We start from the raw sequence: 25,804 nt of genomic DNA on the forward strand, positions 1-25,804 counted from the left end.
GAGCCCGAAAGTCGCTGAGTTTGGCATAGAACCCCCGCTACACGAAAGACCGCGCAACCCGACGGCGAGGTGTCCGCCAGCCACAGTCTTCGCTATAATCCGCGACCTGCCCACGCCGCAGGCTCGCCGAGCACACGTTTAGTCCGGTCCGGGCCGCCATTATCCCGGTCTACACAGGGCCTGAAAGGATCGCGCAATGTTTGAAAACTTAACCGACCGTCTCTCGCAGACGCTGCGCCATGTCACCGGCAAGGCCAAGCTCACTGAAGACAACATCAAAGACACCCTGCGTGAAGTGCGCATGGCGTTGCTCGAAGCCGACGTCGCCCTGCCGGTGGTCAAGGACTTCGTCAACGCGGTCAAGGAACGTGCCGTCGGTACCGAGGTATCGCGCAGCCTGACGCCGGGCCAGGCCTTCGTGAAGATCGTCCAGGCCGAGCTCGAAAGCCTGATGGGCGCGGCCAACGAAGACTTGAACCTGAGTGCCGTTCCCCCCGCCGTCATCCTGATGGCCGGTTTGCAGGGCGCGGGTAAAACCACCACTGCCGGCAAGCTCGCGCGCTTCCTTAAAGAGCGCAAGAAAAAGTCGGTCATGGTTGTGTCTGCCGACGTTTACCGTCCGGCGGCGATCAAGCAGCTGGAAATGCTTGCCGGTGAAGTTGGCGTGACCTTCTTCCCTTCCGACCTGAGCCAGAAGCCGGTCGAGATCGCGCAAGCGGCTATTAAGGAAGCAAAACTCAAGTTCATCGACGTGGTCATCGTCGATACCGCTGGTCGCCTGCACATCGATGAAGAGATGATGGGCGAGATCAAGGCGCTGCATGCCGCGATCAACCCGGTCGAAACACTGTTCGTGGTCGATGCCATGACCGGCCAGGACGCCGCCAACACGGCCAAGGCCTTCGGCGACGCATTGCCGCTGACCGGTGTGATCCTGACCAAGGTCGACGGCGACGCCCGTGGCGGTGCCGCGCTGTCGGTGCGAGCCATCACCGGAAAGCCGATCAAGTTCATCGGTATGGGCGAGAAGAGCGAAGCGCTCGATCCGTTCCACCCAGAGCGTATCGCCTCGCGCATCCTCGGCATGGGTGACGTGCTCAGCCTGATCGAGCAGGCGGAAGCGACCCTCGACAAAGACAAGGCCGACAAGCTGGCCAAGAAGCTGAAGAAGGGCAAGGGCTTCGACCTCGAAGACTTCCGCGATCAGCTTCAACAAATGAAAAACATGGGCGGCCTCGGCGGGCTCATGGACAAGCTGCCGAACATGGGTGGCGTGAACCTGGCGCAAATGGGCAACGCCCAGGGCGCGGCAGAGAAGCAATTCAAGCAGATGGAAGCCATCATCAACTCCATGACCCCGGCCGAGCGCCGCGACCCTGAGATGATCAGCGGTTCACGCAAGCGCCGGATCGCCATGGGTTCCGGCACCCAGGTGCAGGACATCGGCCGCTTGATCAAGCAGCACAAGCAGATGCAGAAGATGATGAAGAAGTTCTCCGCGAAAGGCGGAATGGCCAAGATGATGCGCGGCATGGGCGGTATGTTGCCCGGCGGCGGCATGCCGAAAATGTAAAGAATTCGCGCCGGCTATCAGGTCGGCGCTACCCCCACACGGACGTGGGATACACAGCAAACCCGCACTTGGCGGGAGCTGACCGGCCGTTTTCAACGACGGCTCTATAGCAAATCTGCATGGCGGCCGATAGGCGCCGGAAAAAGTCATTTGCAAAAGTCCGGATATTCCTTAGAATATGCGGCCTTTCGGGCACCCATGCCCGCTGTGCATTTAGATTTGCAGCACCGACTACAGGAACGATGTTCACATGCTAACAATCCGTCTTGCCCTTGGCGGCTCCAAAAAGCGCCCGTTTTACCACTTGACCGTAACCGACAGCCGCAACCCGCGCGACGGTTCGCACAAGGAACAGGTTGGCTACTTCAACCCTGTTGCTCGTGGTCAGGAAGTTCGTCTGTCCGTGAACCAAGAGCGCGTAGCCTACTGGCTGAGCGTTGGTGCACAACCTTCTGAGCGCGTTGCTCAGTTGTTGAAGGAATCTGCTAAGGCTGCGGCCTGAGCAATATGAACGCGACGCCAGCCATTGCTGATGATTTGATCGTTATCGGCAAGATTTATTCTGTTCACGGCGTTCGCGGCGAAGTGAAGGTGTATTCCTTTACTGATCCGATTAAGAACCTGCTGGATTACAAAACCTGGACGCTCAAGCGTGACGGCAATGTAAAGCAGGTAGAGCTGGTCAGCGGACGCGGGAACGACAAGTTCCTGGTCGCAAAGCTCAAGGGTCTCGATGATCGCGAAGAAGCTCGTCTTCTGGCCGGTTATGAGATCTGTGTGCCGCGCAACCTGTTCCCTGAACTGACCGATGGCGAGTACTACTGGTACCAGCTGGAAGGTCTCAAGGTCATCGACACCCTCGGGCAACTGTTCGGGAAGATCGATCACCTGCTGGAGACCGGCTCGAATGATGTAATGGTGGTCAAGCCTTGCGCTGGCAGCCTGGATGATCGCGAACGCCTGTTGCCCTATACCGAGCAATGCGTGTTGGCCGTCGACCTGGCCGCAGGCGAGATGAAGGTGGATTGGGACGCGGATTTCTAAGCGTGGCTAACTTGCGCGTAGAAGTGATCAGTCTGTTTCCCGAGATGTTCTCCGCCATCAGCGAGTACGGCATCACCAGTCGTGCGGTGAAACAGGGGCTCTTGCAGCTCACCTGTTGGAATCCGCGAGACTACACGACGGATCGACATCACACTGTGGACGATCGCCCGTTTGGCGGTGGTCCGGGCATGGTGATGAAGATCAAGCCCCTGGAAGATGCTCTGGTTCAGGCCAAGGCAGCAGCCGGGGAGGCGGCGAAGGTAATTTACCTGTCGCCCCAAGGCCGCCAGCTGACTCAGTCGGCGGTGCGCGAGTTGGCGAATCTGGATGCATTGATCCTGATTGCCGGCCGCTATGAAGGCATTGACGAGCGTTTTATTGATGCTCATGTCGATGAAGAGTGGTCGATTGGCGACTATGTACTGTCTGGCGGTGAGCTGCCGGCGATGGTCCTGATCGATGCGGTTACACGACTGCTGCCTGGAGCTTTAGGGCATGCGGACTCCGCCGAGGAAGATTCCTTTACGGATGGTTTGCTGGATTGCCCGCACTACACCCGACCGGAGGTGTATGCGGATCAGCGTGTTCCCGACGTATTGCTAAGTGGCAATCACGCGCACATCCGGCGTTGGCGTTTACAGCAGTCCCTTGGTCGGACCTTTGAACGACGCGCCGATCTTCTGGAAAGCCGCTCGCTTTCTGGAGAAGAGAAGAAGCTGCTCGAGGAATACATCCGCGAGCGGGACGATAGTTAACAACGTATCGATGGTAGATCAGACGATTTACCTTAGGAGCACAGCATGACTAACAAAATCATCCTTGCACTCGAAGCAGAGCAGATGACCAAAGAGATCCCTACCTTTGCCCCGGGCGACACCATTGTCGTTCAGGTGAAAGTGAAGGAAGGCGACCGTTCGCGTCTGCAAGCGTTCGAAGGTGTTGTTATCGCCAAGCGTAACCGCGGCGTAAACAGTGCATTCACCGTTCGTAAAATCTCCAACGGTGTTGGCGTAGAGCGTACTTTCCAGACCTACTCCCCGCAAATCGACAGCATGGCTGTCAAGCGTCGCGGTGACGTACGTAAAGCCAAGCTGTACTACCTGCGTGACCTGTCGGGTAAAGCAGCTCGCATCAAGGAAAAACTGGCTTAAGTCCAGCTTCCGATGCAGAAAAAAGCAGCCTTCGGGCTGCTTTTTTGTTGCCTGGGATTTAATGAGTCTCCGGTTCGCGGCCTGACGCAAGACCGAGTCGCGGCCATCGCGAGCAGGCTCGCTCCCATAGTGGGTCTTCAGTGAGCGCAATATCTGTGAGCACTAAAGATCATTGTGGGAGCGAGCTTGCTCGCGATGGGATTTAGCCGGCGCCAACAGTCTCCGGCTGAATCAACGCCAATAAGGTCCACCCCGCCGAAGGTTTCAACGAGCTTTCTGGCGTCACCACGTGCACCCAGCCACTGTCATCGCGCACAAACATCAACGTGGCGCGATCACCATGCAATGCCTGGTAATCATCCCAGCCGAAGCCATCCGTCAATGTCGTGCTGTATAGCTCCGAACCCTGGCTCAGCTGGCTGGCGAGTTTGGCGTAGGTCAGTGCTTCGCTGCCCAATTGATTGCCGCGATGTTCCAGGCTGGTGCGGTGCTTGTCGGTGCGACGGCTTTCCTGGCCGCTGGCCAGGCCGAACATGCGCTGGTGGCCCAGCTCATGGCGAAAGCGCATCAGCGCCAGGGTGTTCATCTCGCCAGAAGGTGACAGCGCCAGCAAATGCCCGAGGCCGACCAAGTCCAGGTGCGCATCGGCATGTTGCGACGCCGGATTGCCAAAATAGGTCGGCAAACCTTCCATCCGCGCTGCGCGAATGTTTTCCCAGCTCGAATCCGTCAACAATACGCGACTGCCCAGTTGTTGCAGGGCCTTGGCCAGCGTGCGCGCAGGTCCGTTGGCGCCGATGATCAGGAAGCCGCTCGGTGCCGGTTCCGCCACCTTCAGCAGGCGAGCCAGCGGTCGTGCCGTCGCGCTTTGCAACACCACCGTGCCGATGATCACTGCAAAGGTCAGCGGTACAAGCAGCAATGCCCCCTGATGGCCGGCCTCATGCAGGCGAATGGCGAAGATTGCCGACACCGCCGCTGCCACGATTCCGCGCGGGGCGATCCAGGCCAGCAGCGCCCGCTCGCGCCAGCTCAGGCTGGAGCCCGCCGTGGACAGCAGCACGTTCAAGGGACGGGCGATGAGTTGAATGACCAGTAGCAAAATCAGCACCAGAGGCCCGAGGCCGATCATTGCGTTCAGGTCCAGTCGTGCCGCCAGCAGAATGAACAGGCCGGAGATCAGCAGTACGCTGAGGTTCTCCTTGAAGTGCAGGATGTGCCGCACGTCGACGCCTTTCATATTGGCCAGCCACATGCCCATCAGTGTCACGGCGAGCAATCCGGATTCGTGTGTAACCTCGTTGGAGGCAATGAAAATACCCAGGACAGCCGCAAGCGCTGCCAGGTTGTGCAGATACTCCGGCAGCCACTGGCGACGAATCAGGGTGCCGAGCAACCAGCCACCCAAAACACCGAACAGACTGCCGCACAAAATCACGCCACCGAAGGTCAGCAGGCTTTCCTTGAGGCCGTTACCTTCGGCACTGGCGATGATGAAGCTATAGACGACCACCGCCAGCAGGGCGCCAATGGGGTCGATGACAATACCTTCCCAGCGCAGGATGTTGGCAATCGAGGCTTTGGGTCGCACGACGCGTAGCATCGGGACGATCACGGTCGGTCCGGTCACCAGGGTCAGGCTGCCGAACAGGATGGCCAGCATCCAGTCGAAACCCAGCAGCCAGTGAGTGGCAACCGCAATTACCGCCCATGTGGAGAGGGCGCCAATGGTGACCAGGCGATGGACAACGCTGCCAATCTCGCGCCATTCGGACAAATGCAGAGTCAGGCTGCCTTCGAACAGGATCAGCGCCACCGCAAGAGACACCAGCGGCATCAGCAGTGGTCCGAACATCTCCTGCGGGTCAAGCAAGTGCAGCACGGGACCGGCCAGGATACCGGTCAATAGCAGGAAAAGGATCGCCGGCAGTTTCAAGCGCCAGGCCAGCCATTGACAGAGCAGTGCCGCCGCACCGATTCCGCCAAACGCCAATAAGATCTGCTGTTCGCTCATTGCTGCTCCCTGTTCCTTGAAATGGCGGCCTATGAAAGACTAGCGGCCGTTTCCATTTCTATTTTTAATTTTGTGCACAGCCTCAAGGCTGCGTGATTCGAGTGCCCATGCCTGCCATCGACCATCCGCTGATAGACCAATTCCTCGATGCCTTGTGGCTGGAGAAAGGCCTTTCCGACAACACCCGCGATGCCTATCGCAGTGACCTGGCGTTGTTCAACGGTTGGTTGCAGGACAAAGGGCTGGAGCTGGTCAATGCCGGGCGCGAGTTGATTCTCGACCATCTGGCCTGGCGCCTGGAGCAAAACTACAAACCTCGTTCCACGGCGCGATTTCTCTCCGGTGTGCGTGGTTTCTATCGCTATTTACTGCGGGAAAAATTGATCGCCGTCGACCCAACGTTAAGGGTTGATATGCCGCAGCTCGGCAGGCCGTTGCCCAAATCCTTGTCGGAAGCCGACGTCGAAGCGCTGCTGGCGGCACCGGATTTGAGCGAAGCCATCGGTCAGCGCGACCGGGCGATGCTTGAAGTGCTGTATGCCTGTGGCTTGCGGGTGACCGAGTTGATCAGCCTCACCCTGGAACAAGTCAATTTGCGTCAAGGCGTGTTGCGAGTGATGGGCAAGGGCAGCAAGGAGCGGCTGGTGCCGATGGGTGAGGAGGCGATTGTCTGGGTCGAACGCTACATGCGTGATGCCCGCGGCGAACTGCTTGGCGGGCGTCCCAGCGATGTGCTGTTCCCGAGCCAGCGTGGCGAGCAGATGACCCGCCAGACCTTCTGGCACCGCATCAAGCATCAGGCCATGGTTGCCGGGATCGGCAAGTCGCTGTCGCCGCACACCCTGCGCCATGCCTTTGCCACGCACCTGCTCAACCACGGCGCAGACCTGCGGGTAGTGCAGATGCTGTTGGGGCATAGTGACTTGTCGACGACGCAGATCTATACCCACGTTGCCCGTGCGCGGTTGCAGGATTTGCATGCCAAACATCATCCGCGGGGTTAGGGGGCCCCTAAAGGTTGACAGAGGCTTCTGTGGCGAGGGGGCTTGCCCCCGTTCGGCTGCACAGCAGTCGTCAAACCTCATGGTGCGGTTTATCTGTCGGATTGAGATCGCCAAGTAGGGCTGCTTCGCAACCCAACGGGGGCAAGCCCCCTCGCCACAGGGGCCTTATGTGATAGGCTTGACCGGTTTGCACGATGGGCGGTTATGACCCGGTGTTTCGGCACGGGCGTTCTGATCGTCCCATATGTTCGCCTTCAGGAGTTCTCATGCGTCTGACCCAGATTTTCGCCGCCGCAGCCATTGCGTTGGTCAGCACCTTTGCCGTCGCCGATGATGCGGCCGACAAAGCCATTCGTAAAAGTCTGGAAAACCTCCAGCTTGAAGTACCAGTAGAAAGCATCACCGCCAGCCCGTTGCCTGGCCTGTACGAAGTCAAACTCAAAGGCAGCCGTGTGCTGTACGCCAGTGCCGACGGCCAGTACGTGGTTCAGGGCTACCTGTTCGATCTCAAGGACGGCAAGCCGGTCAACCTGACCGAGAAGACCGAGCGCCAGGGCATCTCCAAGCTGGTCAATGATATTCCGGTTGCCGAAACCGTGGTGTACCCGGCCATTGGCGAAACCAAGTCGCACATCACCGTATTCACCGACACCACCTGCCCGTACTGCCACAAGCTGCACGCCGAAGTTCCCGAGCTGAACAAGCGCGGCATCGAAGTGCGTTACGTCGCGTTCCCGCGCCAGGGCCTGGGCTCGCCGGGTGACGAGCAACTGCAGGCAGTGTGGTGCTCGAAAGACAAGAAAGCGGCCATGGACAAAATGGTCGACGGCAAGGAAATCAAGGCCGCCAAGTGCGATAACCCGGTTTCCAAACAGTTCGCACTCGGCCAGTCGATTGGCGTGAACGGCACACCGGCCATCGTTTTGGCCGACGGTCAGGTCATTCCGGGCTACCAGCCTGCGCCACAAGTCGCCAAACTGGCGCTGGGCGCGAAGTAAATTCGCATCGTCACGGTCAGCCATTGACGATCATGGTCCGGTAGCGACATTCGCCGGGCCATCAATAGAGAACCGCGAGTCTGCGGTTGTTTTCACGGCCGGCCTCGAGCTGGCCGTTTTATGGGGAGTTCACAGTGAAACCGGTCAAAGTAGGCATCTGTGGGTTAGGAACCGTCGGTGGCGGTACCTTCAACGTACTTCAGCGCAACGCCGAGGAAATTGCTCGTCGTGCCGGGCGTGGGATCGAAGTGGCACAAATTGCCATGCGCACGCCAAAGCCTCAGTTCCAAACGACCGGTATTGCGATTACCAACGATGTCTTCGAAGTGGCCACGAACCCTGAGATCGACATCGTTATAGAGCTGATGGGCGGCTACACCGTTGCCCGCGAGCTGGTACTCAAGGCCATCGAGAATGGCAAGCATGTGGTCACCGCGAACAAGGCACTTATCGCTGTTCACGGTAATGAAATTTTCGCGAAGGCCCGCGAGAAGGGCGTGATCGTTGCGTTCGAAGCGGCGGTGGCCGGTGGCATTCCGGTGATCAAGGCGATCCGCGAAGGCTTGTCCGCCAACCGCATCAACTGGGTGGCCGGCATCATCAACGGCACCGGCAACTTCATCCTGACGGAAATGCGCGAGAAGGGTCGCACCTTCGAAGACGTATTGGCCGAAGCCCAGGCACTGGGCTACGCGGAAGCCGATCCGACCTTCGACGTTGAAGGCATCGACGCCGCTCACAAGCTGACCATCCTGGCTTCGATCGCGTTCGGCATCCCGCTGCAATTCGACAAGGCCTACACAGAAGGCATCACCAAGCTGACCACCGCCGATGTGAACTACGCCGAAGCGCTGGGCTACCGCATCAAGCACCTGGGCGTGGCGCGCAGCACCGCGGCCGGTATCGAACTGCGCGTGCACCCGACGCTGATTCCGGCCGATCGCCTGATCGCCAACGTCAACGGCGTGATGAACGCGGTAATGGTCAATGGCGATGCTGCCGGTTCGACCCTGTTCTACGGCGCTGGTGCTGGCATGGAGCCGACCGCTTCGTCGGTGATCGCCGACCTGGTGGACGTGGTCCGCGCCATGACTTCCGACCCGGAAAACCGTGTGCCGCACCTGGCATTCCAGCCGGATTCGCTGTCGGCTCATCCGATCCTGCCGATCGAAGCCTGCGAAAGCGCCTACTACCTGCGTATTCAGGCCAAGGACCATCCCGGCGTGTTGGCCCAGGTTGCAAGCATCCTCTCGGAGCGCGGCATCAACATTGAGTCGATCATGCAGAAGGAAGCCGAGGAGCACGACGGCCTGGTGCCGATGATCCTGCTGACCCACCGCGTGCTGGAGCAGCACATCAACGACGCCATCGCTGCTCTGGAAGCCTTGGCGGGCGTGGTCGGTCCGGTCGTACGTATCCGTGTCGAGCACCTGAACTAAATAAAAACAGCGGCGAGCTGTAAGCCTCAGGCGGCAAGTTGAAAGCAGTTCAGCTTTGACTTGTCGCTTATGGCTTGAAGCTCAAAGCTCAAACCGAAGGTTTGCCCCTATGCGCTACATCAGTACCCGCGGCCAGGCACCGGCCCTGAATTTCGAAGACGTCCTGCTGGCAGGTCTTGCCACCGACGGCGGTCTGTACGTCCCGGAAAACCTGCCACGTTTCACCCATGAAGAAATCGCTTCGTGGGCCGGGCTGCCGTATCACGAACTGGCTTTCCGCGTTATGCGGCCGTTCGTCACCGGCAGCATTCCAGACGCTGATTTCAAGAAAATCCTCGAAGAAACCTACGGCGTGTTTGCCCACAGCGCCGTGGCGCCGCTGCGTCAGTTGAACGGCAACGAATGGGTGCTGGAGCTGTTCCACGGCCCGACCCTGGCGTTCAAGGACTTCGCCTTGCAACTGCTCGGTCGCCTGCTTGACTACGTGCTGGAAAAGCGCGGCGAGCGCGTGGTGATCGTCGGCGCCACCTCCGGTGACACCGGTTCGGCCGCCATCGAAGGCTGCAAGCACTGCGAAAACGTCGACATCTTCATCCTGCACCCGCACAACCGGGTATCCGAAGTGCAGCGTCGGCAGATGACCACCATTTTCGGTGAGAACATCCACAACATTGCCATCGAAGGCAACTTCGATGACTGCCAGGAAATGGTCAAGGCAAGTTTCGCCGACCAGGGTTTCCTCAAGGGCACTCGCCTGGTGGCCGTGAACTCGATCAACTGGGCGCGGATCATGGCCCAGATCGTTTACTACTTCCACGCAGCCCTGCAGTTGGGTGGCCCGGCGCGTTCGGTAGCGTTCTCGGTACCGACCGGCAATTTCGGCGACATTTTCGCCGGTTACCTGGCGCGCAACATGGGCCTGCCGATCAACCAGTTGATCGTCGCCACCAACCGCAACGACATCCTGCACCGCTTCATGAGCGGCAACCAGTACGTCAAGGAAACCCTGCACGCCACGCTGTCGCCGTCCATGGACATCATGGTGTCGTCGAACTTCGAACGCCTGCTGTTCGACCTGCATGGTCGCAACGGCGCGGCAATCGCCGGGTTGATGGATTCGTTCAAGCAGGGCGGCGGTTTCAGCGTCGAGCAAGAGCGCTGGACAGAAGCCCGTAAATTGTTCGACTCGCTGGCCGTGGATGACGCGCAAACCTGCGAAACCATCGCCGAAGTCTACGAGCAGACTGGCGAAGTGTTGGATCCACACACTGCCATCGGCGTGAAAGCTGCGCGCGAATGCCGTCGTAGCCTGGACATTCCAATGGTGATCCTGGGCACCGCGCACCCGGTCAAATTCCCGGACGCCGTGGAAAAAGCCGGTGTAGGAAAAGCTCTCGAACTACCTGCACATCTTTCTGATTTGTTTGAGCGAGACGAACGTTGCACCGTATTGCCAAATGACCTGAAGGCCGTGCAGGCCTTTGTCAGCCAGCATGGCAATCGCGGCAAGCCGCTGTAACCGGTCAGCGCTGTTACATTTTGAAGCCCGTCTCCTGACGGGCTTTTTCATTTCTGCATGCACACTTGTCGTGTTATCGCCGCGAACGGACAGGCGAATGGATCACCAAGGACATGGGAATGCTGTTTACAAGTGTGTTCAAGTCAGTCGCGCGCTGGCTGTTTTTACTCGGCATTGTGGGCGTCGCCGAATGGGGAGCGGCAAGCCCACCATCGTTTCAGGAGCGTGGGAAGTCAGTCGCACGTCCAGCGGTCGTGCTGGATGACCAGGAGTTGCAGTGGATAGCCAGCCATCCACGGGTCGTGGTCACGGCACTGGAATACCCGTTGTACCAGTTCAAGGATGAGCATGGTCAATGGACAGGCCTGAACAGTGACCTGCTCAAGCGCATCAGTGACATGACGGGGTTGCAGTTCGTTTACCAAGAGTCTTTTTCCACCGATCAGATGCTGGCTCATCTGGAAAGCGGCTCTGCGGATTTGAGTACGACCTTGGCGATGAATGACGAACGCAAGGCATTTCTCGATTTCAGCCATGCGTTCGGCGGTGCAGGATGGGTCTTTGTCGGGCAGGCCGGAGCACCGCCGGTGCAGTCGCTGGAGGATCTGGCGAAGCGGGTACTGGTGCTGCCGACCCGGCATGCACTGGAAGCGATGATCCGTCGCAATTATCCGTCCATTGAGTTGCGTTCGGTCAAGACCTACGCCGAAGCCCGCGCATGGGTGGAAAGCGGCGAAGCCTACGCCACTATCGAAAGCGAAATCGGCGCCCAGCTTATTCCGTCGGGCCGGCTACAGATCGGCGCCGTGGTGCCGGGCAAATGGGATGCGGATTATCTTGTGGTGCGCAAAGGCCAGCCGCAGTTGCTGAGCATCCTCAACAAGGCGCTCGAGGCGCTCCCTGCACATGAACTGCGCAACCTACGCTTGAAGTGGTTCGGTGGCGCTACCACGCCACAGGCGCCTGGCTTCTGGCAGCGGTTTGACTCGTGGATCTGCTGGGGCATGCTTGTGCTCAGCCTGTTCGGCCTGTTGTCGCTGCTCTGGAATCGGCGGTTGGCGGTGGTGGTCAGGCAACGGGTCGAGGCGCAAAGGAGCCTGCGCGATCAACTCGCATTCCAGCATGCCCTGATGGATGCCATGCCTGACCCTATGTTTGTCCGGGACCTGCAAGGGCGTTTGATCATGTGCAACAAAAGTTATGAAGATGCCTTGTCGACACGTTTCGACCGGATGCAGGGGCGACAGTTGATCGAAGTCGATGTCATGCCCAGACAAACCGCGGAATTGCTGCATAGCGAGTTTCTGGCGCAGTTGAGTACGCGCAGGACGCGCTTCTTCGAGCGTCAATTGTTGTTCAAGGAAGGCGTCAGGGATATCTACCAGTGGACGGTGCCGTTTTACACGGCGGATGGCCAGCTACGAGGATTGTTGGGCGGCTGGGCCGACATCGCCCGGCGTACCCGACAGACGTGATGGTTGCGTTTTTTCTCTGTCATGTTCGCCGTGCATGCTCACTTGACTGAGCTGCAGGTTCGCCTGCGGTCAGTATCCAGAACTTTCTTCTCGGGCCAGCGGTCATTTATTGTATACATGCCCCAGGCACGTTGTTTTCAGACTATTGAGTGGTGATCGGGATGGAAAGTATCAGTCTGTTGCTCGGTGAGGCGCTGAGCCCGTATCAGGTTACCTTGACCCCGTCAGGCATTCGTGGCGAATGCCGGGTGACCCTGAAGAATGCTGTCGGCGCGACCGTGGTCGAGCGCGAGTTCAATCAGGCCCAGTTGAATGACAAGCGCCTGCTGACGGATGTGGTCGACGGTTTGCATCGCGACGTGCTGATCGCTGAAGGACGCCTTGAGCCTTGTGTGATCGCGGCATTGCGTAACGCGGCGCAGGACAAGCTTCTGGCCAGCCGCAATTGAACGGTTTTTTGTGGGAACCTTCCCGCGCCCAAGTCAGTCTGACTTTGTAACAGCAGGATCAAGCATTGTGCTCCGGTGCTTGTAGCTTGCTGCTACTGGTCTCCAAGCAGGCCACGTTTAACCCCGGGTCGTCTCCCCACTTCTCGGGGTTTCTTTTTGCCCGGGATTTTTCATGGCTGCGCCAGATTGTCGAAAAACGCCTTGGTGTCTTTCAGGTAATCGCTGCGGCTTTCGGGATCCAGCCAGGCGGCGTAGGCCTCATCGAGGCGTTCGCGGGGAAGGGTGCGCAACACCTGATTGATTTCGACGATGGCCTGCCGGCCCTTTGGCGTATCGGTGCACCCGATGTAACCGGACAGGTATTTGCCCGTGCCATGGATCGGATAGAACTGCAGTTCATCCTCGGCGATGCCTTGCAATGAGGCCTGGTAGCGAATTTCCGGGCGGTAGCCCAACAGCAGGCGCAAGCGTCCCAGGCGCTGCATTTGCAGCAGGCTGCCCAAGGCGTCGTTGCCGTAATGAGGAGTCAGTGCATCGACTGGCGCTTGCTTGAGCAGCCCATCGAGGTATTCACCGTAATTGCGCTCGGCAATAACCCCCAGTCTTTCGCGGCCACTGGCGAGCAGCGCAGCCAGGTCCACTTCGCCATCCTTGATAAAGGGTGCCAGCACTTTCTGGTCAACGCGCCGCACGGCCAGGCCATTGCTCATGGCGCGGAAGACCGGAATGGAAAAAGCGATCCATTCTTCCCGTTCCTTGCTCCAGTTCAGCGCAGCGTCGCAGACGAGGGACGGTTCGTGGAGCATTTGCAGTCCACGCGCGCGATTGACCCTCATCACGCTGTGCTGGTACTGCGGCATGCCGGCTATCAATAGTGGGAGCAGTTGATCGATGACGCCCTGGCCTTTTTTCGGTCCATCGAAGATCGTCAGCGGCGGCAGGTCACGCTTGAGCCAGATCAGGTTTTCCTGGGGTTGCGCCAGGGCTGACGGGATTGGTTCAAGGAACAAGAGTAAAATTGCCAGCATGCACAGCAGCCACCCGCCGCGCGACGGGCAGCGTCGGGGCGGGCGCCTCAGCTTAGATAGCTCCGTCTTTGCGCAACTGTGCGATCTGCGACGCGTCATAGCCAAGTTCCTGGAGTACCTGTGCGTTGTGCTCACCCAGTTGTGGCCCGACCCATTCACATTCACCGGGTGTCTCTGAGAGTTTCGGCACAATGCCTGGCATCTTGAAGTCTTTGCCGTCCGGCAGCTTGGCTTGCAGGAACATTTCCCGCGCCAGGTACTGGGGGTCATTGAACATGTCTTCGGCACTGAAGATCCGGCTGGCCGGCACGTCGGCCTGATTGAGTCGCGCCAGCACTGTGTCCAGCGGCAACGAGTTGACCCAGCGATCGATGACGCCATAAATCTCGTCGCGGCGGGCATCGCGGCCATCGTTGCTGGCAAGCTGGGGGTCATTGGCCAGGTCTTCCCGGTCGATGATCAGCATGAAGCGTTTGAAAATCGCATCGCCATTGGCGCCGATCTGCACGTGTTTGCCGTCGGCACTGGTGTGGATCGAGGACGGGGTGATGCCCGGCATGATGTTACCCGTGCGTTCGCGGATGAAGCCGAACACATCGAACTCCGGGACCATGCTTTCCATCATGGCGAAGATGGCTTCATACAGCGCCACGTCCACCACTTGCCCCTGGCCGCCGTTGACCTCGCGATGACGCAGGGCCATCAACGCGCCGATCACGCCCCAGAGCGCGGCAATCGAGTCGCCGATGGAAATGCCGGTGCGCACCGGTGGCCGGTCCTCGAAACCGGTGATGTAGCGCAGCCCCCCCATGGACTCGCCGACCGCGCCAAAGCCGGGCTGATCTTTCATCGGGCCGGTTTGGCCGAATCCCGACAGCCGCACCATGACCAGTTTCGGGTTCAAGGCGTGCAGGACGTCCCAGCCCAGGCCGAGTTTTTCCAGGACGCCGGGACGAAAGTTCTCGATCAGAATGTCTGCTTCGCTCAGCAGCTGTTTCAGAATCGCCTGGCCTTCGGGGTGCTTGAGATTGAGGGTCAGGGATTTTTTGTTGCGCGCCTGGACGAACCACCACAACGAAGTGCCTTCATACAGTTTGCGCCACTTGCGCAACGGGTCGCCGCCGTCCGGGGACTCGACTTTGATCACATCGGCGCCGAACTCGGCGCAAATGCGTGAGGCAAAAGGGCCGGCAATCAAGGTACCCAATTCGATGACTTTCAGACCGGAAAGCGGTTTGGCGGTGAACGGCATGCGGGATCCTGTAGGACAAGGGTTGAGCGGATACAGCGTTTTAACATAGCCGACTGTCAGGCGCTTGAGGTTGATCACCTTCAATTCGTGGATTGCCCGTCGCATCGGTTAGACTTGCCGCCTTTCCTCGTATCAAGAAGCCCGTTCATGGCCCAGCCGTCCACGACCTACAAGTTTGAACTGAACCTCACCGACCTCGACCGCAGCGTCTATGAGAGCGTGAAGCAGACCATTGCCCGTCATCCTTCGGAAACCGAAGAACGCATGACCGTGCGCCTGCTGGCCTACGCCCTCTGGTACAACGAGCAGCTGTCTTTTGGCCGTGGACTGTCGGAAGTGGATGAGCCGGCGTTGTGGGAAAAAAGTCTGGATGACCGTGTCCTGCACTGGATCGAAGTCGGCCAGCCCGATGCCGAGCGCCTGACCTGGTGTTCGCGCCGTACCGAGCGCACCAGCCTTTTGGCCTACGGCAGCCTACGCGTGTGGGAAGGCAAAGTGGTGCCAGCGGTGAAAAACCTGAAGAACGTCAACATCGCTGCCGTGCCTCAGGAAGTCCTGGAAACCCTGGCCAAAGACATGCCCCGCGTCATCAAGTGGGACGTGATGATCAGCGAAGGGACGATCTTCGTTACCGACGACCGTGGTCAACACGAAGTCCAGTTGCAGTGGCTGGCCGGTGAGCGCGGCTGATTTTTTGCCACTGCACTGCGTCACCCGGTTTTATCCTACGTATTGAAGAGAAGCTCCTGTCACCCCATGCGCATCGAACCTCGCCTGTTGCCCGACACCCTGCCATTCCTCGGTGATATTCCGCCACTGCTGACCCGCCTGTACGCGGCGCGGGGCGTGCAATCCGAAGCAGAGCTGGACAAGAGCCTGGCGCGGTTGATTCCGTTCCAGCAGCTCAAGGGCATTGATGCCGCCGTGGACTTATTGGTGACGGCGCTCGAACAGCGCCAGCGCATTCTGATCGTCGGCGACTTCGATGCCGACGGCGCGACGGCCAGCACCGTGGGCACGCTGGGCCTGCGTTTGCTGGGTGCGGCGCATGTCGATTACCTGGTGCCGAACCGTTTTGATTACGGCTACGGTCTGACACCGGAGATCGTCGCGGTCGCGTTGGAGCGTCAGCCTCATTTGCTGATCACCGTGGACAACGGCATCTCCAGCGTCGAAGGCGTGGCGGCGGCGAAAAAGGCCGGGCTCAAGGTGCTGGTAACCGATCACCACTTGCCCGGCGACGAACTGCCCTTGGCTGATGCCATCGTCAACCCGAACCAGCCGGGTTGCGAATTCCCGAGCAAGGCGCTGGCCGGTGTCGGGGTGATTTTCTATGTGCTCATGGCCCTGCGTGCGCGGTTGCGCGAGCTGGGTTGGTACACCAGCAAGCCGCAGCCGAATATCGGCGAATTGCTCGATTTGGTGGCGCTGGGCAGCGTGGCCGACGTGGTGCCGCTGGATGCCAACAACCGGATCCTGGTGCATCAGGGCCTGGAGCGGATCCGCGCCGGACGTGCCCGGCCGGGGATCAAGGCGATCCTCGAAGTGGCCAAGCGTGACCATGCGCGCATCACTTCCACCGACCTGGGCTTCATTGTCGGCCCGCGCCTCAACGCGGCAGGGCGCCTGGATGACATGAGCCTGGGCATCGAATGCCTGCTGACTGAAGACGCAGGTCTGGCCCGTGAAATGGCTGCTCAACTGGACGGCATGAACCAGGATCGCAAGTCCATCGAACAGGGCATGCAGCGCGAAGCGCTGGCGCAGCTCAAGGATTTGCCGGTGGAGTCGATGCCGTTCGGCTTGTGCCTGTTCGATCCCGAGTGGCACCAGGGGGTCATCGGAATCCTCGCGTCGCGGATGAAAGAGCGCTACTTCCGCCCGACCATCGCCTTTGCCGATGCCGGAGATGGATTGCTCAAGGGCTCGGGGCGTTCGGTCCAGGGCTTTCACATCCGCGACGCCCTGAGCGTGGTGGCGGCGCAGCATCCGAATCTGATCACCAAGTACGGCGGCCACGCGATGGCGGCCGGCCTGACGCTGCCGGAAGCGAATTTCCCCTTGTTCGCCGAAGCCTTTGACACTGAAGTGCGCCGACAGATGCGCGAAGAAGACCTGACTGGCCGCCTGTTGTCGGACGGCACCCTGGCGGTGGAAGAGTTTCATCTGGAGCTGGCCCGTGCCCTGCGGCATGCCGGTCCTTGGGGGCAGCACTTCCCGGAGCCGTTGTTTCATGGGGTGTTCCAGTTGGTCGAGCAGCGGGTTGTGGGCGAACGGCACCTTAAAGTCGTGCTCAAAAGTGAATGTGGTTCGGTGAAGCTCGACGGCATCGCCTTCGGGATCGACCGCGACATCTGGCCGAATCCGACCATCAAGTGGGTGGAACTGGCCTACAAGCTCGACCTCAACGAATTTCGTGGCAACGAAACGGTTCAACTGATGATTGCCCACATCGAACCGCGTTGACCCGACACCTATAGGAGCGAGCCCGCTCGCGATGGACGTGAACGATGGCGCTGGGAACCTGATACCCCGCGGTCTCCTGTCGTCCATCGTCGGAACGCCGCCCGGAGCGAGCTCGCTCCTACAAGGGGGCGACATCCCCCGATGTCGACTAGGCTCTAAGCACTGCTTGATTTTGGCCTTGTGACGTCTTGTCGAATTTTTTGCCCGCGGGGGCGGGTGCTGTACCTTTTTCCTGTCACTCGTCGACTATTCAAACAGAACCTGGAGCCTGCCCACTGATTCGAGAGGTGCCCCATGAGTCTGCTGCTTGAACCCTTTACCCTTCGCCAATTGACCCTGCCCAACCGCATCGCGGTATCGCCGATGTGCCAGTATTCCAGTGCCGATGGCCTGGCCAACGACTGGCACCTGGTCCACCTCGGCAGCCGCGCTGTCGGCGGGGCCGGGCTGGTGTTTACCGAAGCCACGGCGGTCACCGCCGACGGGCGTATCACCGCTCAGGACCTCGGTCTGTGGAATGACGAGCAGATCGAACCCCTGCAACGCATTACCCGCTTCATCAACGCCCAGGGCGCCGTTGCTGGCATTCAGCTGGCTCATGCCGGGCGCAAGGCCAGCACCTATCGGCCCTGGCTCGGCAAGCATGGCAGCGTCAAACCTGACGAGGGCGGCTGGCTGCCGGTCGGGCCTTCACCGATTGCGTTTGATCCACAACATACACAACCCAGGCAGCTGGATGACGCTGAGATCGCCAAGGTGATCCAGGCCTTTGTCGATGCGGCAAAACGCTCACTGACGGCCGGTTTCAAGGTGGTCGAGGTGCACGCTGCCCATGGTTACCTGCTGCATCAGTTCCTTTCGCCGTTGAGCAATCAGCGGCGCGATCAATACGGCGGTTCGTTCGAAAATCGCATTCGACTGGTGTTGCAGGTCACCGAAGCGGTGCGTGCGGTGTGGCCTGAAGAGCTGCCGGTGTTTGTCCGGGTCTCGGCCACCGACTGGGTGGAGGACGGCTGGAACCCGGATGAAACCGTGGAGCTCGCGCGCCGCCTCAAAGCCCTGGGGGTGGACCTGATCGACGTCTCGTCGGGGGGGACGGCGGTGAATGCAGAAATTCCTACAGGGCCGGGTTACCAGACGCGCTTTGCCGAACGTGTGCGCAAGGAGTCGGGCATGGCCACCGGCACGGTGGGCATGATCACCGAGCCGGCCCAGGCCGAGCACATCCTGCGCACCTGTCAGGCGGACATCATCTTCCTGGCCCGTGAGTTGTTGCGTGATCCGTACTGGGCGTTGCATGCAGATGACGATCTGGGCGGGCACAAGTCCGTGTGGCCGGCGCAGTACCAGCGGGCGACTCACCGCGAGCAGCCCATTCACGAATCGGATTTGCGCGACTGAAATCCATCCATACGGAAAAGCCCCTGAATCGCGAGATCCAGGGGCTTTTGTTTATGCCAGTGATCGATCAGGCCGCTTCGATCTTGCTGCGGTTCTGTTCGACCTGGTTCAGGTAGTCCTTGAGCTTTTCCTGCTCGGCCACCGTTGTGAACAAGCCAAGCTTGCTGCGGCGCCAGAGGATGTCGTGGGTGCTGGTTGCCCATTCTTCGCTGCACAGATAGTCGACTTCACGGGTGTAGAGACCGCCGCCGATGTGCTCGCCCAGATCGCTGAGGTCCTGTACGCCTTCAAGCATGCGCCAGGTACGGCTGCCATAGCTGGTAGCCCAGCGGCGAGCGATCTCGCTTGGCACCCAGTCGAACTTGTCACGGATACGCGAGCTCAAGGCTTGCGGGGTGGTCATGTCTTCACCGCCCGGCAGCGTGGCGCTGGCGGTCCAGCTTGGCTGGATGTGCTTGAAGTACGGGGCCAGTTGCGCCAGCGCCGACTCGGCCAGTTTGCGATAAGTGGTGAGCTTGCCGCCGAATACCGAGAGCAACGGCGCTTCTTCGCCACCGCCTGACAGCGCCAGGGTGTAATCGCGGGTCACGGCCGACGGGTTGTCGGATTCGTCGTTGCACAGCGGGCGCACGCCAGAATAGCTGTGCAGGATGTCGTCGCGGCTGATCTGCTTTTTGAAGTGGGCATTGACCACGTTCAGCAGGTAATCGGTTTCACCGTCGGTGATCGCAACGGCTGCCGGATCGCCGGTGTACTCCCGGTCGGTGGTGCCGATCAGGGTGAAACGGTTCAGGTACGGAATGGTGAACACGATGCGCTGATCTTCGTTTTGCAGGATGTGCGCGTGTTCGCCTTCGTACAGTTTTGGCACGATCAGGTGGCTGCCCTGGATCAGGCGAATGCCGTAAGGCGACTCCATCTTCAGGTCATCACGAATGAATTTTGCAACCCATGGTCCGGCCGCGTTCACCAACGCCTTGGCGCGGATCGAAAACAGGCTGCCATCGGCGCGCTCCAGGTGCAGGTGCCACAGGCCCTTGGTACGCCGCGCGCTGACACAGCGGGTCTGGGTGTGAACGTGGGCGCCTTTTTCCCGGGCGGCCATGGCGTTCAACACCACCAGGCGCGCGTCGTCGACCCAGCAATCGGAATATTCGAAGCCTTTGGTGATCTCGCTTTTCAGCGCGCTGTCGGGTCCGAACTTCAGGCTCTTCGAACCTTGCAGTTGCTCGCGCTTGCCCAGGTTGTCATAGAGGAACAGACCGGCGCGAATCATCCATGCCGGGCGCAAGTGCGGGCGGTGTGGTAGTACGAAACGCATTTGCTTGACGATGTGCGGAGCCTTGGCCAGCAGCACTTCACGTTCGGCCAGTGCTTCGCGCACCAGGCGGAATTCGTAATGTTCGAGGTAACGCAGGCCGCCGTGGATCAGCTTGCTGCTGGCCGACGAGGTATGGCTGGCCAGGTCATCCTTTTCGCAAAGGAACACCGAGAGGCCGCGACCGGCGGCATCTGCTGCGATCCCCACGCCATTGATCCCGCCACCGATGACGGCAATATCGTAGACCTCGGCGAGAGGGGGCGTAGGCAAGGTAGAAGTGGGCATCGGCACGGCCTCGGAATTCTTTGATGTTCTGTATTTGAATTCGAACATTAATGTTCATTTGCGAAAATACTAGCCCATAAAGACGCGCACAGCCAGTCAGCCTCGATTGAAAATACTCATCGAAGTGCGGTTAAAGGAAAATTTACGAACATTGAAAGGTAGCAGGCTGCTTTTGTGGCGAGGGGACTTGCCCCCGTTCGACGGCGAAGCCGTCGCAGGTTGGGGCTAGGGATGTGCCTGCCTGAACTCGGCTGAATGGTTTTAGGGCCGCTTCGCAGCCCAACGGGGGCAAGCCCCTCTCCACAGGGGAGCGGTGTGCTTAAACGACCTCCAGCCGAACCTTGTGCTGGTTCAACAGCTGCGCCAGCGCCGGGGAAGGCTGCTGATCGGTGACAAGGCAATCGACCAAGCTGATCGGCCCGAGGCGAATCATGGCGTTGCGCCCGAACTTGCTGGAGTCGGCCGCGAGGATCACTTGTCGGGCATTGGCGATGATCGCCTGGGATACCCGCACTTCCTGATAATCGAAATCCAGCAGGCTGCCGTCTTCATCAATGCCGCTGATGCCGACCAGGGCGAAGTCGACCTTGAACTGGTTGATGAAATCGACACTGGCCTGACCCACCACGCCGCCATCGCGCCGCACGTTGCCGCCGGTCAGCAGCACGTCGAAGTCGTCCTTGGCGCTGAGCATCGAAGCCACATGCAGGTTGTTGGTGATGATTTTCAGGTGACTGTGGTTGAGCAGTGCCCGGGCGATGGACTCGGTGGTCGTGCCGATGTTGATGAACAACGAGGCATGATCGGGGATCTGCGCGGCAATGGCTTCGCCGATACGCTGTTTCTCGTCGCGCATCTGATCGGCGCGCATGGCGTAGGCGGTGTTTTCAACGCTGGAGTCGTAAGCCGCGCCGCCGTGGTAGCGACGCAGCAAATTGGCTTCCGCGAGCTGATTGATGTCGCGGCGGATGGTTTGCGGTGTAACAACGAACAACGTGGCCATTTCCTCGATGCTGACATAGCCGCGTTCGCGAACCAGCTCGAGGATTTGCTGCTGACGGGGAGGCAGATTCATGGGGCGTCCTTTGGGCTGCCGTGCAAAATTTGCCCATGATGCCGCAGGAATCTGCTCCCGACCAGTTACATACAGATACGAGCCCGTATCCCGATTTATTCAGCCTCGTCTTCAACCGCCCAATCGCGGGTGCGGCTGACCGCTTTTTTCCAGCCAGCGTAGAGTTTCTCCTTCGCCGTTTCATCCAGCATTGGCTCGAACTTGCGTTCGATCACGGCCTTGCCACGTAACTCCTCCAGGCTGCCCCAGAAGCCACAGGCCAGACCTGCCAGGTATGCCGCGCCGAGTGCCGTGGTTTCGCGCATTTGCGGGCGCTCGACCTGGGTGCCGAGGATGTCGGCCTGGAACTGCATGAGGAAATTGTTGGCCACTGCACCACCATCCACGCGCAGTGCCTTGAGGCGTTCGCCGGAGTCCTGCTGCATGGCGTCGAGCACGTCGCGGGTCTGGTAGGCAATCGACTCCAGTGCCGCACGAATGATGTGATCCACGCGAACGCCACGGGTCAGGCCGAACAATGCGCCACGGGCGTACGGGTCCCAGTAGGGAGCGCCAAGACCGGTGAAGGCCGGTACCAGGTACACGCCATTGCTGTCCTTGACCTTGTTGGCGAAGTACTCGGTGTCGTGGGCGTCGTTGATGATCTTCAGTTCGTCACGCAGCCACTGCACGGTGGAGCCGCCGTTGAACACTGCGCCTTCCAGCGCGTAAGCGACTTCGCCACGTGGGCCGCAGGCGATGGTGGTCAGCATGCCGTGTTGGGATTTCACGGCTTTGTCGCCGGTGTTCATCAGCAGGAAGCAGCCAGTGCCATAGGTGTTTTTCGCCTGGCCTGGCTCGACGCACATCTGGCCGAACAGGGCTGCTTGCTGGTCACCGGCAATGCCACCGATGGCGATGCCGCTTTTGGTGTGACCGTAGATTTCGGACGACGATTTGACCTCCGGGAGCATCTCACGCGGGATATCGAGGACTTCCAGCATCTTCGCGTCCCACTCCAGTGTGTGGATGTTGAAGAGCATGGTGCGCGAGGCGTTGGTGTAGTCGGTGACATGCACCTTGCCGCCGGTAAACTTCCAGATCAGCCAACTGTCGACGGTGCCGAACAACAGTTCACTGTTGCGCGCGCGCTCACGGCTGCCTTCGACGTTGTCGAGGATCCACTTGAGCTTGGTGCCGGAGAAGTACGGATCGGTGACCAGGCCGGTGGTTTCGCTGATGTATTGCTCGTGGCCATCGCGTTTGAGCTGCTGGCAGATCTCGGTGCTGCGTCGGCACTGCCAGACGATTGCGTTGTAGATCGGGCGGCCAGTGTTCTTGTCCCAGACAACCGTGGTTTCGCGCTGGTTGGTGATGCCGATGGCCGCCACCTGGTCGTGGTGCAGGCCGGCTTGTGCCAGGGCCTCGACCATCACGGCGCTTTGGGTGGCGAAGATCTCCATAGGGTCATGTTCGACCCAGCCGGCTTGCGGGTAATGCTGTGCGAACTCCCGTTGGGCGGTGCAGACCACGTTCGCGTCGCGGTCGAAAATGATCGCGCGGGAGCTGGTCGTACCCTGATCGAGGGCAATGATGTAGTTCTTATTCTGTGTGTCGGTCATGTCGATTGCCTTGGACGAAGTAAGGGAGTGAGGTCTGGCGCGTGATCAGAGGGCAGGGGCACGCGCCAACGGTATCAAGAAGTTCTGGGTTTGCCGTCAATGGCCGGTATTTCATCCTTTGTAGCAGTTACGGCGCCGGGCAGATGGCGGGCAATCAGCCCGCGATAGGCTGCGGCGCCGAGGCAGGCACCGACAATCGGTGCAAAAACAGGGATCAGGAAGTACGGAATGTCGCGTCCGCCAGTGAAGGAAATTTCACCCCAGCCAGCGAAGAAAGTCATCAGTTTAGGGCCGAAGTCCCGCGCAGGGTTCATGGCGAAGCCGGTCAGCGGCCCCATCGAACTGCCGATTACCGCAATCAGCAGGCCGATCAGCAGCGGTGCCAGCGGGCCTTTTGGCAGGCCATTGTTGTCGTCGGTCAGGGACATGATCACGCCCATCAGGATGGCCGTAATGATCACCTCGACCAGAAATGCCTGGGCGGTGGTCAGCACAGGGTTCGGGAAGGTTGAGAACACCGAAGCCAATTCAAGGCTGGCTGGAGTGCCGCGCACCATGTGATGCGATTGTTCGAATTCGAAGAATAGATTGCTGTAGAGCGTGTAAACCAACAATGCGCCACAGAAGGCCCCTGCCACTTGGGCAAGTACGTAGAAAGGCAGTTTACGCTTTTCGAAATCCGCAAAAATGCTCAGGGCAATGCTGACGGCAGGGTTCAGGTGCGCCCCGGAAACCCCGGCGGTGAGGTAGATCGCCATGCTGACGCCGACGCCCCAGATAATGCTGATTTCCCACAAGCCAAAACTGGCACCCGCGACTTTGAGCGCGGCAACGCAACCCGTACCAAAAAAGATCAGCAGCGCCGTACCCAGAAACTCGGCCATGCATTGGCTCGAGAGCGACGGTTGTTGTAAAGCAGTTGTCATTGAAACCTCATTTTTTTTGTTGTCTGGCGCTTTTTTCCATCATGGTCGGAGCGCGGTTTTCGCCGAGGCAGGATCCCCATCCTGGTCGCGGTTTACTGCCGGGTGCTGCGGTAGGACGTTTCGTACAGTTTCAGAAACGAAAAAATATAGACAAGAAACACTGCTGTCAAAGGTCGAAAGTGAACCGTCGGTCATAAAGAAACTATTCGTCGCATGAATGAACAAGTCGTTGGGTAGTGGGATGGGCAGGCAATGGCGTTATGGATGCGCTGCCTTGGAGCCTTTTAACGATCAATGTCCTAGAATCCGGCGCAGTATTTTTCTACTGCCGCCCAGTCTGGAGCTGTCATGACCCCCGCATTGGATTTGTTGAAAAAAGTTCGGGCCGAACATCGCGTACACAGTTACGAACATGACCCGAAGGCCGCGTCCTATGGTCTGGAAGCCGCGGAAAAACTCGGGCTCGACCCGGCGCAGGTGTTCAAGACCTTGCTGGCGGCCAGCGAAAAAGGCGAGTTGCTGGTGGCCGTGGTGCCGGTTGTCGGCAGCCTGGACTTGAAAGGACTGGCCCATGCCGCCGGCGTGAAAAAGGTCGAAATGGCCGATCCGGCGGCGGCGCAGCGCTCCACTGGCTATCTGTTGGGCGGGATCAGTCCGCTGGGGCAGAAAAAGCGTTTGCGTACATTCATTGATAATTCAGCCCAGCCCTTCGCCAGCATTTTTGTCAGTGCGGGTCGACGTGGGCTGGAAGTCGAACTGGCACCGGCCGTGCTGGCCGAACACACCCAGGCAAAGTTTGCCGATATCGGCCGTGCTTGAGGAGCCAGCGCAGCGCTGTATGGTGAAAATCAGCCTGCTCTGTCACTGGTGCCGGTTCGGCCAGCGCGGCATGCTCGGCGGTCTGACAAAGGGAGAAGGTTATGCAGCTTGAGTTTCATCAGGTCGACGCGTTCAGCAATCAGCCATTCAGCGGCAACCCGGCGATGGTCTATCGGCTCGATAGCTGGCTCGCCGATGAATTGATGCAGAAGATTGCCGCCGAGCACAACCTCGCCGAAACGGCGTTTGTCGTGCGCGAAGGGCAGGGCTGGCACATCCGCTGGTTTACGCCGACCACCGAGGTGCCATTGTGCGGGCACGCGACGCTGGCCAGCGCCTATGTGTTGTTTGAGATCTATAAAGAGCCCGTCGAACGTTTGGACTTCACCTGCAAGTCCGGCCCGTTGAGCGTGATGCGGGAGGGCGGGCGCCTGTGGCTGGATTTCCCGGCGATCACGGCGTCACCGGTGAATGTGGTTCTGGACGTCGAGCGTGCACTGGGTGTGAAGGTTGTCGAGGTACTGGGTTCGAATGAGCTGTTCGTAGTACTGGAGTCAGAGCAAGCTGTGCTCGACTGCAAACCGGACATGGCTGCCCTGGGGAAATTGCCGTGGTTGGGCGCCATCGTGACGGCGCGGGGCGAGCAGCACGATTTCGTTTCCCGTTACTTCGCTCCGGCCATCGGCATTGATGAAGACCCGGTGACCGGATCGACCCATTGCCTTCTGATTCCGTACTGGTCAAAGCGTTTGGGCAAGTCGAGCCTGGCGGCCTTCCAGCGTTCGGCGCGGGGTGGGGAGTTGTTCTGCCGGTTGGAAGGTGATCGGGTGAAGATTGGCGGGGATGCGACGCTCGTTGCGCGTGGAACGCTAATGCTGGGTTAACGCAAACCCAGTGTAGGAGCGAGCTTGCTCGCGATGGACGACAACGATAACGCGTGCAACCGGAATGAACGCGTTATCCA

23 protein-coding genes are annotated in these 25,804 nt (G+C 59.6%); 16 read left to right on the top strand and 7 right to left on the bottom strand.

The genetic code is table 11. The features are described 5' to 3' along the window. Window positions 1-196: 196 nt before the first annotated feature. The 5 genes from ffh to rplS all read left to right on the top strand — a co-directional run bounded on the left by ffh (window position 197) and on the right by rplS (window position 3,768). Window positions 197-1,573, top strand: coding sequence for a signal recognition particle protein (ffh, locus tag B0D71_RS20130; protein WP_103396311.1), 1,377 nt, complete (start codon window positions 197-199; stop codon window positions 1,571-1,573). Between the two features lie 250 nt (window positions 1,574-1,823). Beyond that, window positions 1,824-2,075: a 30S ribosomal protein S16 gene (gene rpsP / locus B0D71_RS20135; protein WP_007972721.1), complete on the top strand. Its 252-nt coding sequence runs from the start codon at window positions 1,824-1,826 to the stop codon at window positions 2,073-2,075. Window positions 2,076-2,080: 5 nt separating this feature from the next. Then, window positions 2,081-2,617 carry a ribosome maturation factor RimM gene (rimM, locus tag B0D71_RS20140; RefSeq protein ID WP_008053499.1) on the top strand — a complete coding sequence of 179 codons (537 nt, stop codon included), beginning with the start codon at window positions 2,081-2,083 and terminating at the stop codon, window positions 2,615-2,617. Between the two features lie 2 nt (window positions 2,618-2,619). Further along, window positions 2,620-3,372 carry a tRNA (guanosine(37)-N1)-methyltransferase TrmD gene (gene trmD / locus B0D71_RS20145; RefSeq protein ID WP_007897583.1) on the top strand — a complete coding sequence of 251 codons (753 nt, stop codon included), beginning with the start codon at window positions 2,620-2,622 and terminating at the stop codon, window positions 3,370-3,372. 45 nt (window positions 3,373-3,417) lie between these two features. Then, window positions 3,418-3,768, top strand: a complete 351-nt coding sequence (gene rplS, locus B0D71_RS20150; protein WP_003175895.1) for a 50S ribosomal protein L19 — start codon at window positions 3,418-3,420, stop codon at window positions 3,766-3,768. Between the two features lie 202 nt (window positions 3,769-3,970). Here the strand turns inward: rplS and B0D71_RS20155 are convergent, their stop codons facing one another. Continuing rightward, the gene (locus B0D71_RS20155) at window positions 3,971-5,782 is read right to left on the bottom strand and encodes a cation:proton antiporter (RefSeq protein WP_103396312.1); all 1,812 of its coding nucleotides are present in this window, start codon (window positions 5,780-5,782) and stop codon (window positions 3,971-3,973) included. A gap of 107 nt (window positions 5,783-5,889) precedes the next feature. On the opposite strand from B0D71_RS20155, the gene xerD reads away from it, so the two are divergent. The 6 genes from xerD to B0D71_RS20185 all read left to right on the top strand — a co-directional run bounded on the left by xerD (window position 5,890) and on the right by B0D71_RS20185 (window position 12,666). Continuing rightward, window positions 5,890-6,786 (top strand): site-specific tyrosine recombinase XerD, encoded by an 897-nt coding sequence (gene xerD, locus B0D71_RS20160; RefSeq protein WP_103396313.1) that lies wholly within the window; start codon window positions 5,890-5,892, stop codon window positions 6,784-6,786. A gap of 266 nt (window positions 6,787-7,052) precedes the next feature. Then, on the top strand, window positions 7,053-7,784 hold the full coding sequence (dsbC, locus tag B0D71_RS20165) for a bifunctional protein-disulfide isomerase/oxidoreductase DsbC (RefSeq protein WP_103396314.1): 732 nt from the start codon (window positions 7,053-7,055) through the stop codon (window positions 7,782-7,784). 134 nt (window positions 7,785-7,918) lie between these two features. Beyond that, window positions 7,919-9,223, top strand: a complete 1,305-nt coding sequence (locus B0D71_RS20170) for a homoserine dehydrogenase (RefSeq protein ID WP_007998527.1) — start codon at window positions 7,919-7,921, stop codon at window positions 9,221-9,223. 109 nt (window positions 9,224-9,332) lie between these two features. Next, entirely contained in the window at window positions 9,333-10,742 is a 1,410-nt protein-coding gene (gene thrC, locus B0D71_RS20175) for a threonine synthase (RefSeq protein ID WP_103396315.1), read from the top strand. 119 nt (window positions 10,743-10,861) lie between these two features. Beyond that, window positions 10,862-12,217 carry a transporter substrate-binding domain-containing protein gene (locus tag B0D71_RS20180; protein ID WP_103396316.1) on the top strand — a complete coding sequence of 452 codons (1,356 nt, stop codon included), beginning with the start codon at window positions 10,862-10,864 and terminating at the stop codon, window positions 12,215-12,217. 161 nt (window positions 12,218-12,378) lie between these two features. Beyond that, entirely contained in the window at window positions 12,379-12,666 is a 288-nt protein-coding gene (locus tag B0D71_RS20185; protein ID WP_103396317.1) for a DUF3509 domain-containing protein, read from the top strand. A 170-nt stretch (window positions 12,667-12,836) separates the two neighbouring features. On the opposite strand, the gene B0D71_RS20190 is transcribed toward B0D71_RS20185, so the two are convergent. Both B0D71_RS20190 and B0D71_RS20195 read right to left on the bottom strand, forming a co-directional pair. Next, the gene (locus tag B0D71_RS20190; protein WP_103396318.1) at window positions 12,837-13,793 is read right to left on the bottom strand and encodes a TIGR02285 family protein; all 957 of its coding nucleotides are present in this window, start codon (window positions 13,791-13,793) and stop codon (window positions 12,837-12,839) included. Then, on the bottom strand, window positions 13,747-14,946 hold the full coding sequence (locus B0D71_RS20195) for a CaiB/BaiF CoA transferase family protein (RefSeq protein WP_103396319.1): 1,200 nt from the start codon (window positions 14,944-14,946) through the stop codon (window positions 13,747-13,749). The genes B0D71_RS20190 and B0D71_RS20195 overlap by 47 nt, the downstream gene beginning before the upstream one ends. A 147-nt stretch (window positions 14,947-15,093) precedes the next feature. Here B0D71_RS20195 and B0D71_RS20200 point away from each other — a divergent pair, with 147 nt between their 5' ends. The 3 genes from B0D71_RS20200 to B0D71_RS20210 all read left to right on the top strand — a co-directional run bounded on the left by B0D71_RS20200 (window position 15,094) and on the right by B0D71_RS20210 (window position 18,813). Beyond that, window positions 15,094-15,636, top strand: a complete 543-nt coding sequence (locus B0D71_RS20200; protein ID WP_007971297.1) for a YaeQ family protein — start codon at window positions 15,094-15,096, stop codon at window positions 15,634-15,636. 66 nt (window positions 15,637-15,702) lie between these two features. Beyond that, window positions 15,703-17,412, top strand: a complete 1,710-nt coding sequence (recJ, locus tag B0D71_RS20205; protein ID WP_103396320.1) for a single-stranded-DNA-specific exonuclease RecJ — start codon at window positions 15,703-15,705, stop codon at window positions 17,410-17,412. A 294-nt stretch (window positions 17,413-17,706) separates the two neighbouring features. After that, window positions 17,707-18,813 carry an NADH:flavin oxidoreductase/NADH oxidase gene (locus tag B0D71_RS20210; protein WP_103396321.1) on the top strand — a complete coding sequence of 369 codons (1,107 nt, stop codon included), beginning with the start codon at window positions 17,707-17,709 and terminating at the stop codon, window positions 18,811-18,813. 67 nt (window positions 18,814-18,880) lie between these two features. Here the strand turns inward: B0D71_RS20210 and glpD are convergent, their stop codons facing one another. From glpD to B0D71_RS20230, 4 genes are all read right to left on the bottom strand, one after another. Then, window positions 18,881-20,419, bottom strand: a complete 1,539-nt coding sequence (glpD, locus tag B0D71_RS20215; RefSeq protein ID WP_103396398.1) for a glycerol-3-phosphate dehydrogenase — start codon at window positions 20,417-20,419, stop codon at window positions 18,881-18,883. Between the two features lie 319 nt (window positions 20,420-20,738). Next, entirely contained in the window at window positions 20,739-21,494 is a 756-nt protein-coding gene (locus B0D71_RS20220; RefSeq protein WP_007971301.1) for a DeoR/GlpR family transcriptional regulator, read from the bottom strand. A 95-nt stretch (window positions 21,495-21,589) separates the two neighbouring features. Then, complete coding sequence (gene glpK / locus B0D71_RS20225; RefSeq protein ID WP_103396322.1) at window positions 21,590-23,095, bottom strand: glycerol kinase GlpK; 1,506 nt, start codon at window positions 23,093-23,095, stop codon at window positions 21,590-21,592. Window positions 23,096-23,169: 74 nt separating this feature from the next. Then, complete coding sequence (locus B0D71_RS20230) at window positions 23,170-24,021, bottom strand: MIP/aquaporin family protein (protein WP_103396323.1); 852 nt, start codon at window positions 24,019-24,021, stop codon at window positions 23,170-23,172. Between the two features lie 348 nt (window positions 24,022-24,369). Here B0D71_RS20230 and ybaK point away from each other — a divergent pair, with 348 nt between their 5' ends. Both ybaK and B0D71_RS20240 read left to right on the top strand, forming a co-directional pair. After that, entirely contained in the window at window positions 24,370-24,840 is a 471-nt protein-coding gene (gene ybaK, locus B0D71_RS20235; protein ID WP_007971306.1) for a Cys-tRNA(Pro) deacylase, read from the top strand. 101 nt (window positions 24,841-24,941) lie between these two features. After that, window positions 24,942-25,724 carry a PhzF family phenazine biosynthesis protein gene (locus B0D71_RS20240; protein ID WP_103396324.1) on the top strand — a complete coding sequence of 261 codons (783 nt, stop codon included), beginning with the start codon at window positions 24,942-24,944 and terminating at the stop codon, window positions 25,722-25,724. Window positions 25,725-25,804 lie beyond the last annotated feature (80 nt).

Source organism: Pseudomonas laurylsulfativorans (assembly GCF_002906155.1).
Lineage (GTDB): Bacteria > Pseudomonadota > Gammaproteobacteria > Pseudomonadales > Pseudomonadaceae > Aquipseudomonas > Aquipseudomonas laurylsulfativorans.

Coding starts and splice junctions, on each gene's coding strand:
- ffh (WP_103396311.1), top strand. CDS start 197: ATGTTTGAAAACTTAACCGACCGTCTCTCGCAGACGCTGCGCCATGTC.
- rpsP (WP_007972721.1), top strand. CDS start 1,824: ATGCTAACAATCCGTCTTGCCCTTGGCGGCTCCAAAAAGCGCCCGTTT.
- rimM (WP_008053499.1), top strand. CDS start 2,081: ATGAACGCGACGCCAGCCATTGCTGATGATTTGATCGTTATCGGCAAG.
- rplS (WP_003175895.1), top strand. CDS start 3,418: ATGACTAACAAAATCATCCTTGCACTCGAAGCAGAGCAGATGACCAAA.
- B0D71_RS20155 (WP_103396312.1), bottom strand. CDS start 5,782: ATGAGCGAACAGCAGATCTTATTGGCGTTTGGCGGAATCGGTGCGGCG.
- xerD (WP_103396313.1), top strand. CDS start 5,890: ATGCCTGCCATCGACCATCCGCTGATAGACCAATTCCTCGATGCCTTG.
- dsbC (WP_103396314.1), top strand. CDS start 7,053: ATGCGTCTGACCCAGATTTTCGCCGCCGCAGCCATTGCGTTGGTCAGC.
- thrC (WP_103396315.1), top strand. CDS start 9,333: ATGCGCTACATCAGTACCCGCGGCCAGGCACCGGCCCTGAATTTCGAA.
- B0D71_RS20180 (WP_103396316.1), top strand. CDS start 10,862: ATGCTGTTTACAAGTGTGTTCAAGTCAGTCGCGCGCTGGCTGTTTTTA.
- B0D71_RS20185 (WP_103396317.1), top strand. CDS start 12,379: ATGGAAAGTATCAGTCTGTTGCTCGGTGAGGCGCTGAGCCCGTATCAG.
- B0D71_RS20190 (WP_103396318.1), bottom strand. CDS start 13,793: ATGACGCGTCGCAGATCGCACAGTTGCGCAAAGACGGAGCTATCTAAG.
- B0D71_RS20195 (WP_103396319.1), bottom strand. CDS start 14,946: ATGCCGTTCACCGCCAAACCGCTTTCCGGTCTGAAAGTCATCGAATTG.
- B0D71_RS20200 (WP_007971297.1), top strand. CDS start 15,094: ATGGCCCAGCCGTCCACGACCTACAAGTTTGAACTGAACCTCACCGAC.
- recJ (WP_103396320.1), top strand. CDS start 15,703: ATGCGCATCGAACCTCGCCTGTTGCCCGACACCCTGCCATTCCTCGGT.
- B0D71_RS20210 (WP_103396321.1), top strand. CDS start 17,707: ATGAGTCTGCTGCTTGAACCCTTTACCCTTCGCCAATTGACCCTGCCC.
- glpD (WP_103396398.1), bottom strand. CDS start 20,419: ATGCCCACTTCTACCTTGCCTACGCCCCCTCTCGCCGAGGTCTACGAT.
- B0D71_RS20220 (WP_007971301.1), bottom strand. CDS start 21,494: ATGAATCTGCCTCCCCGTCAGCAGCAAATCCTCGAGCTGGTTCGCGAA.
- glpK (WP_103396322.1), bottom strand. CDS start 23,095: ATGACCGACACACAGAATAAGAACTACATCATTGCCCTCGATCAGGGT.
- B0D71_RS20230 (WP_103396323.1), bottom strand. CDS start 24,021: ATGACAACTGCTTTACAACAACCGTCGCTCTCGAGCCAATGCATGGCC.
- ybaK (WP_007971306.1), top strand. CDS start 24,370: ATGACCCCCGCATTGGATTTGTTGAAAAAAGTTCGGGCCGAACATCGC.
- B0D71_RS20240 (WP_103396324.1), top strand. CDS start 24,942: ATGCAGCTTGAGTTTCATCAGGTCGACGCGTTCAGCAATCAGCCATTC.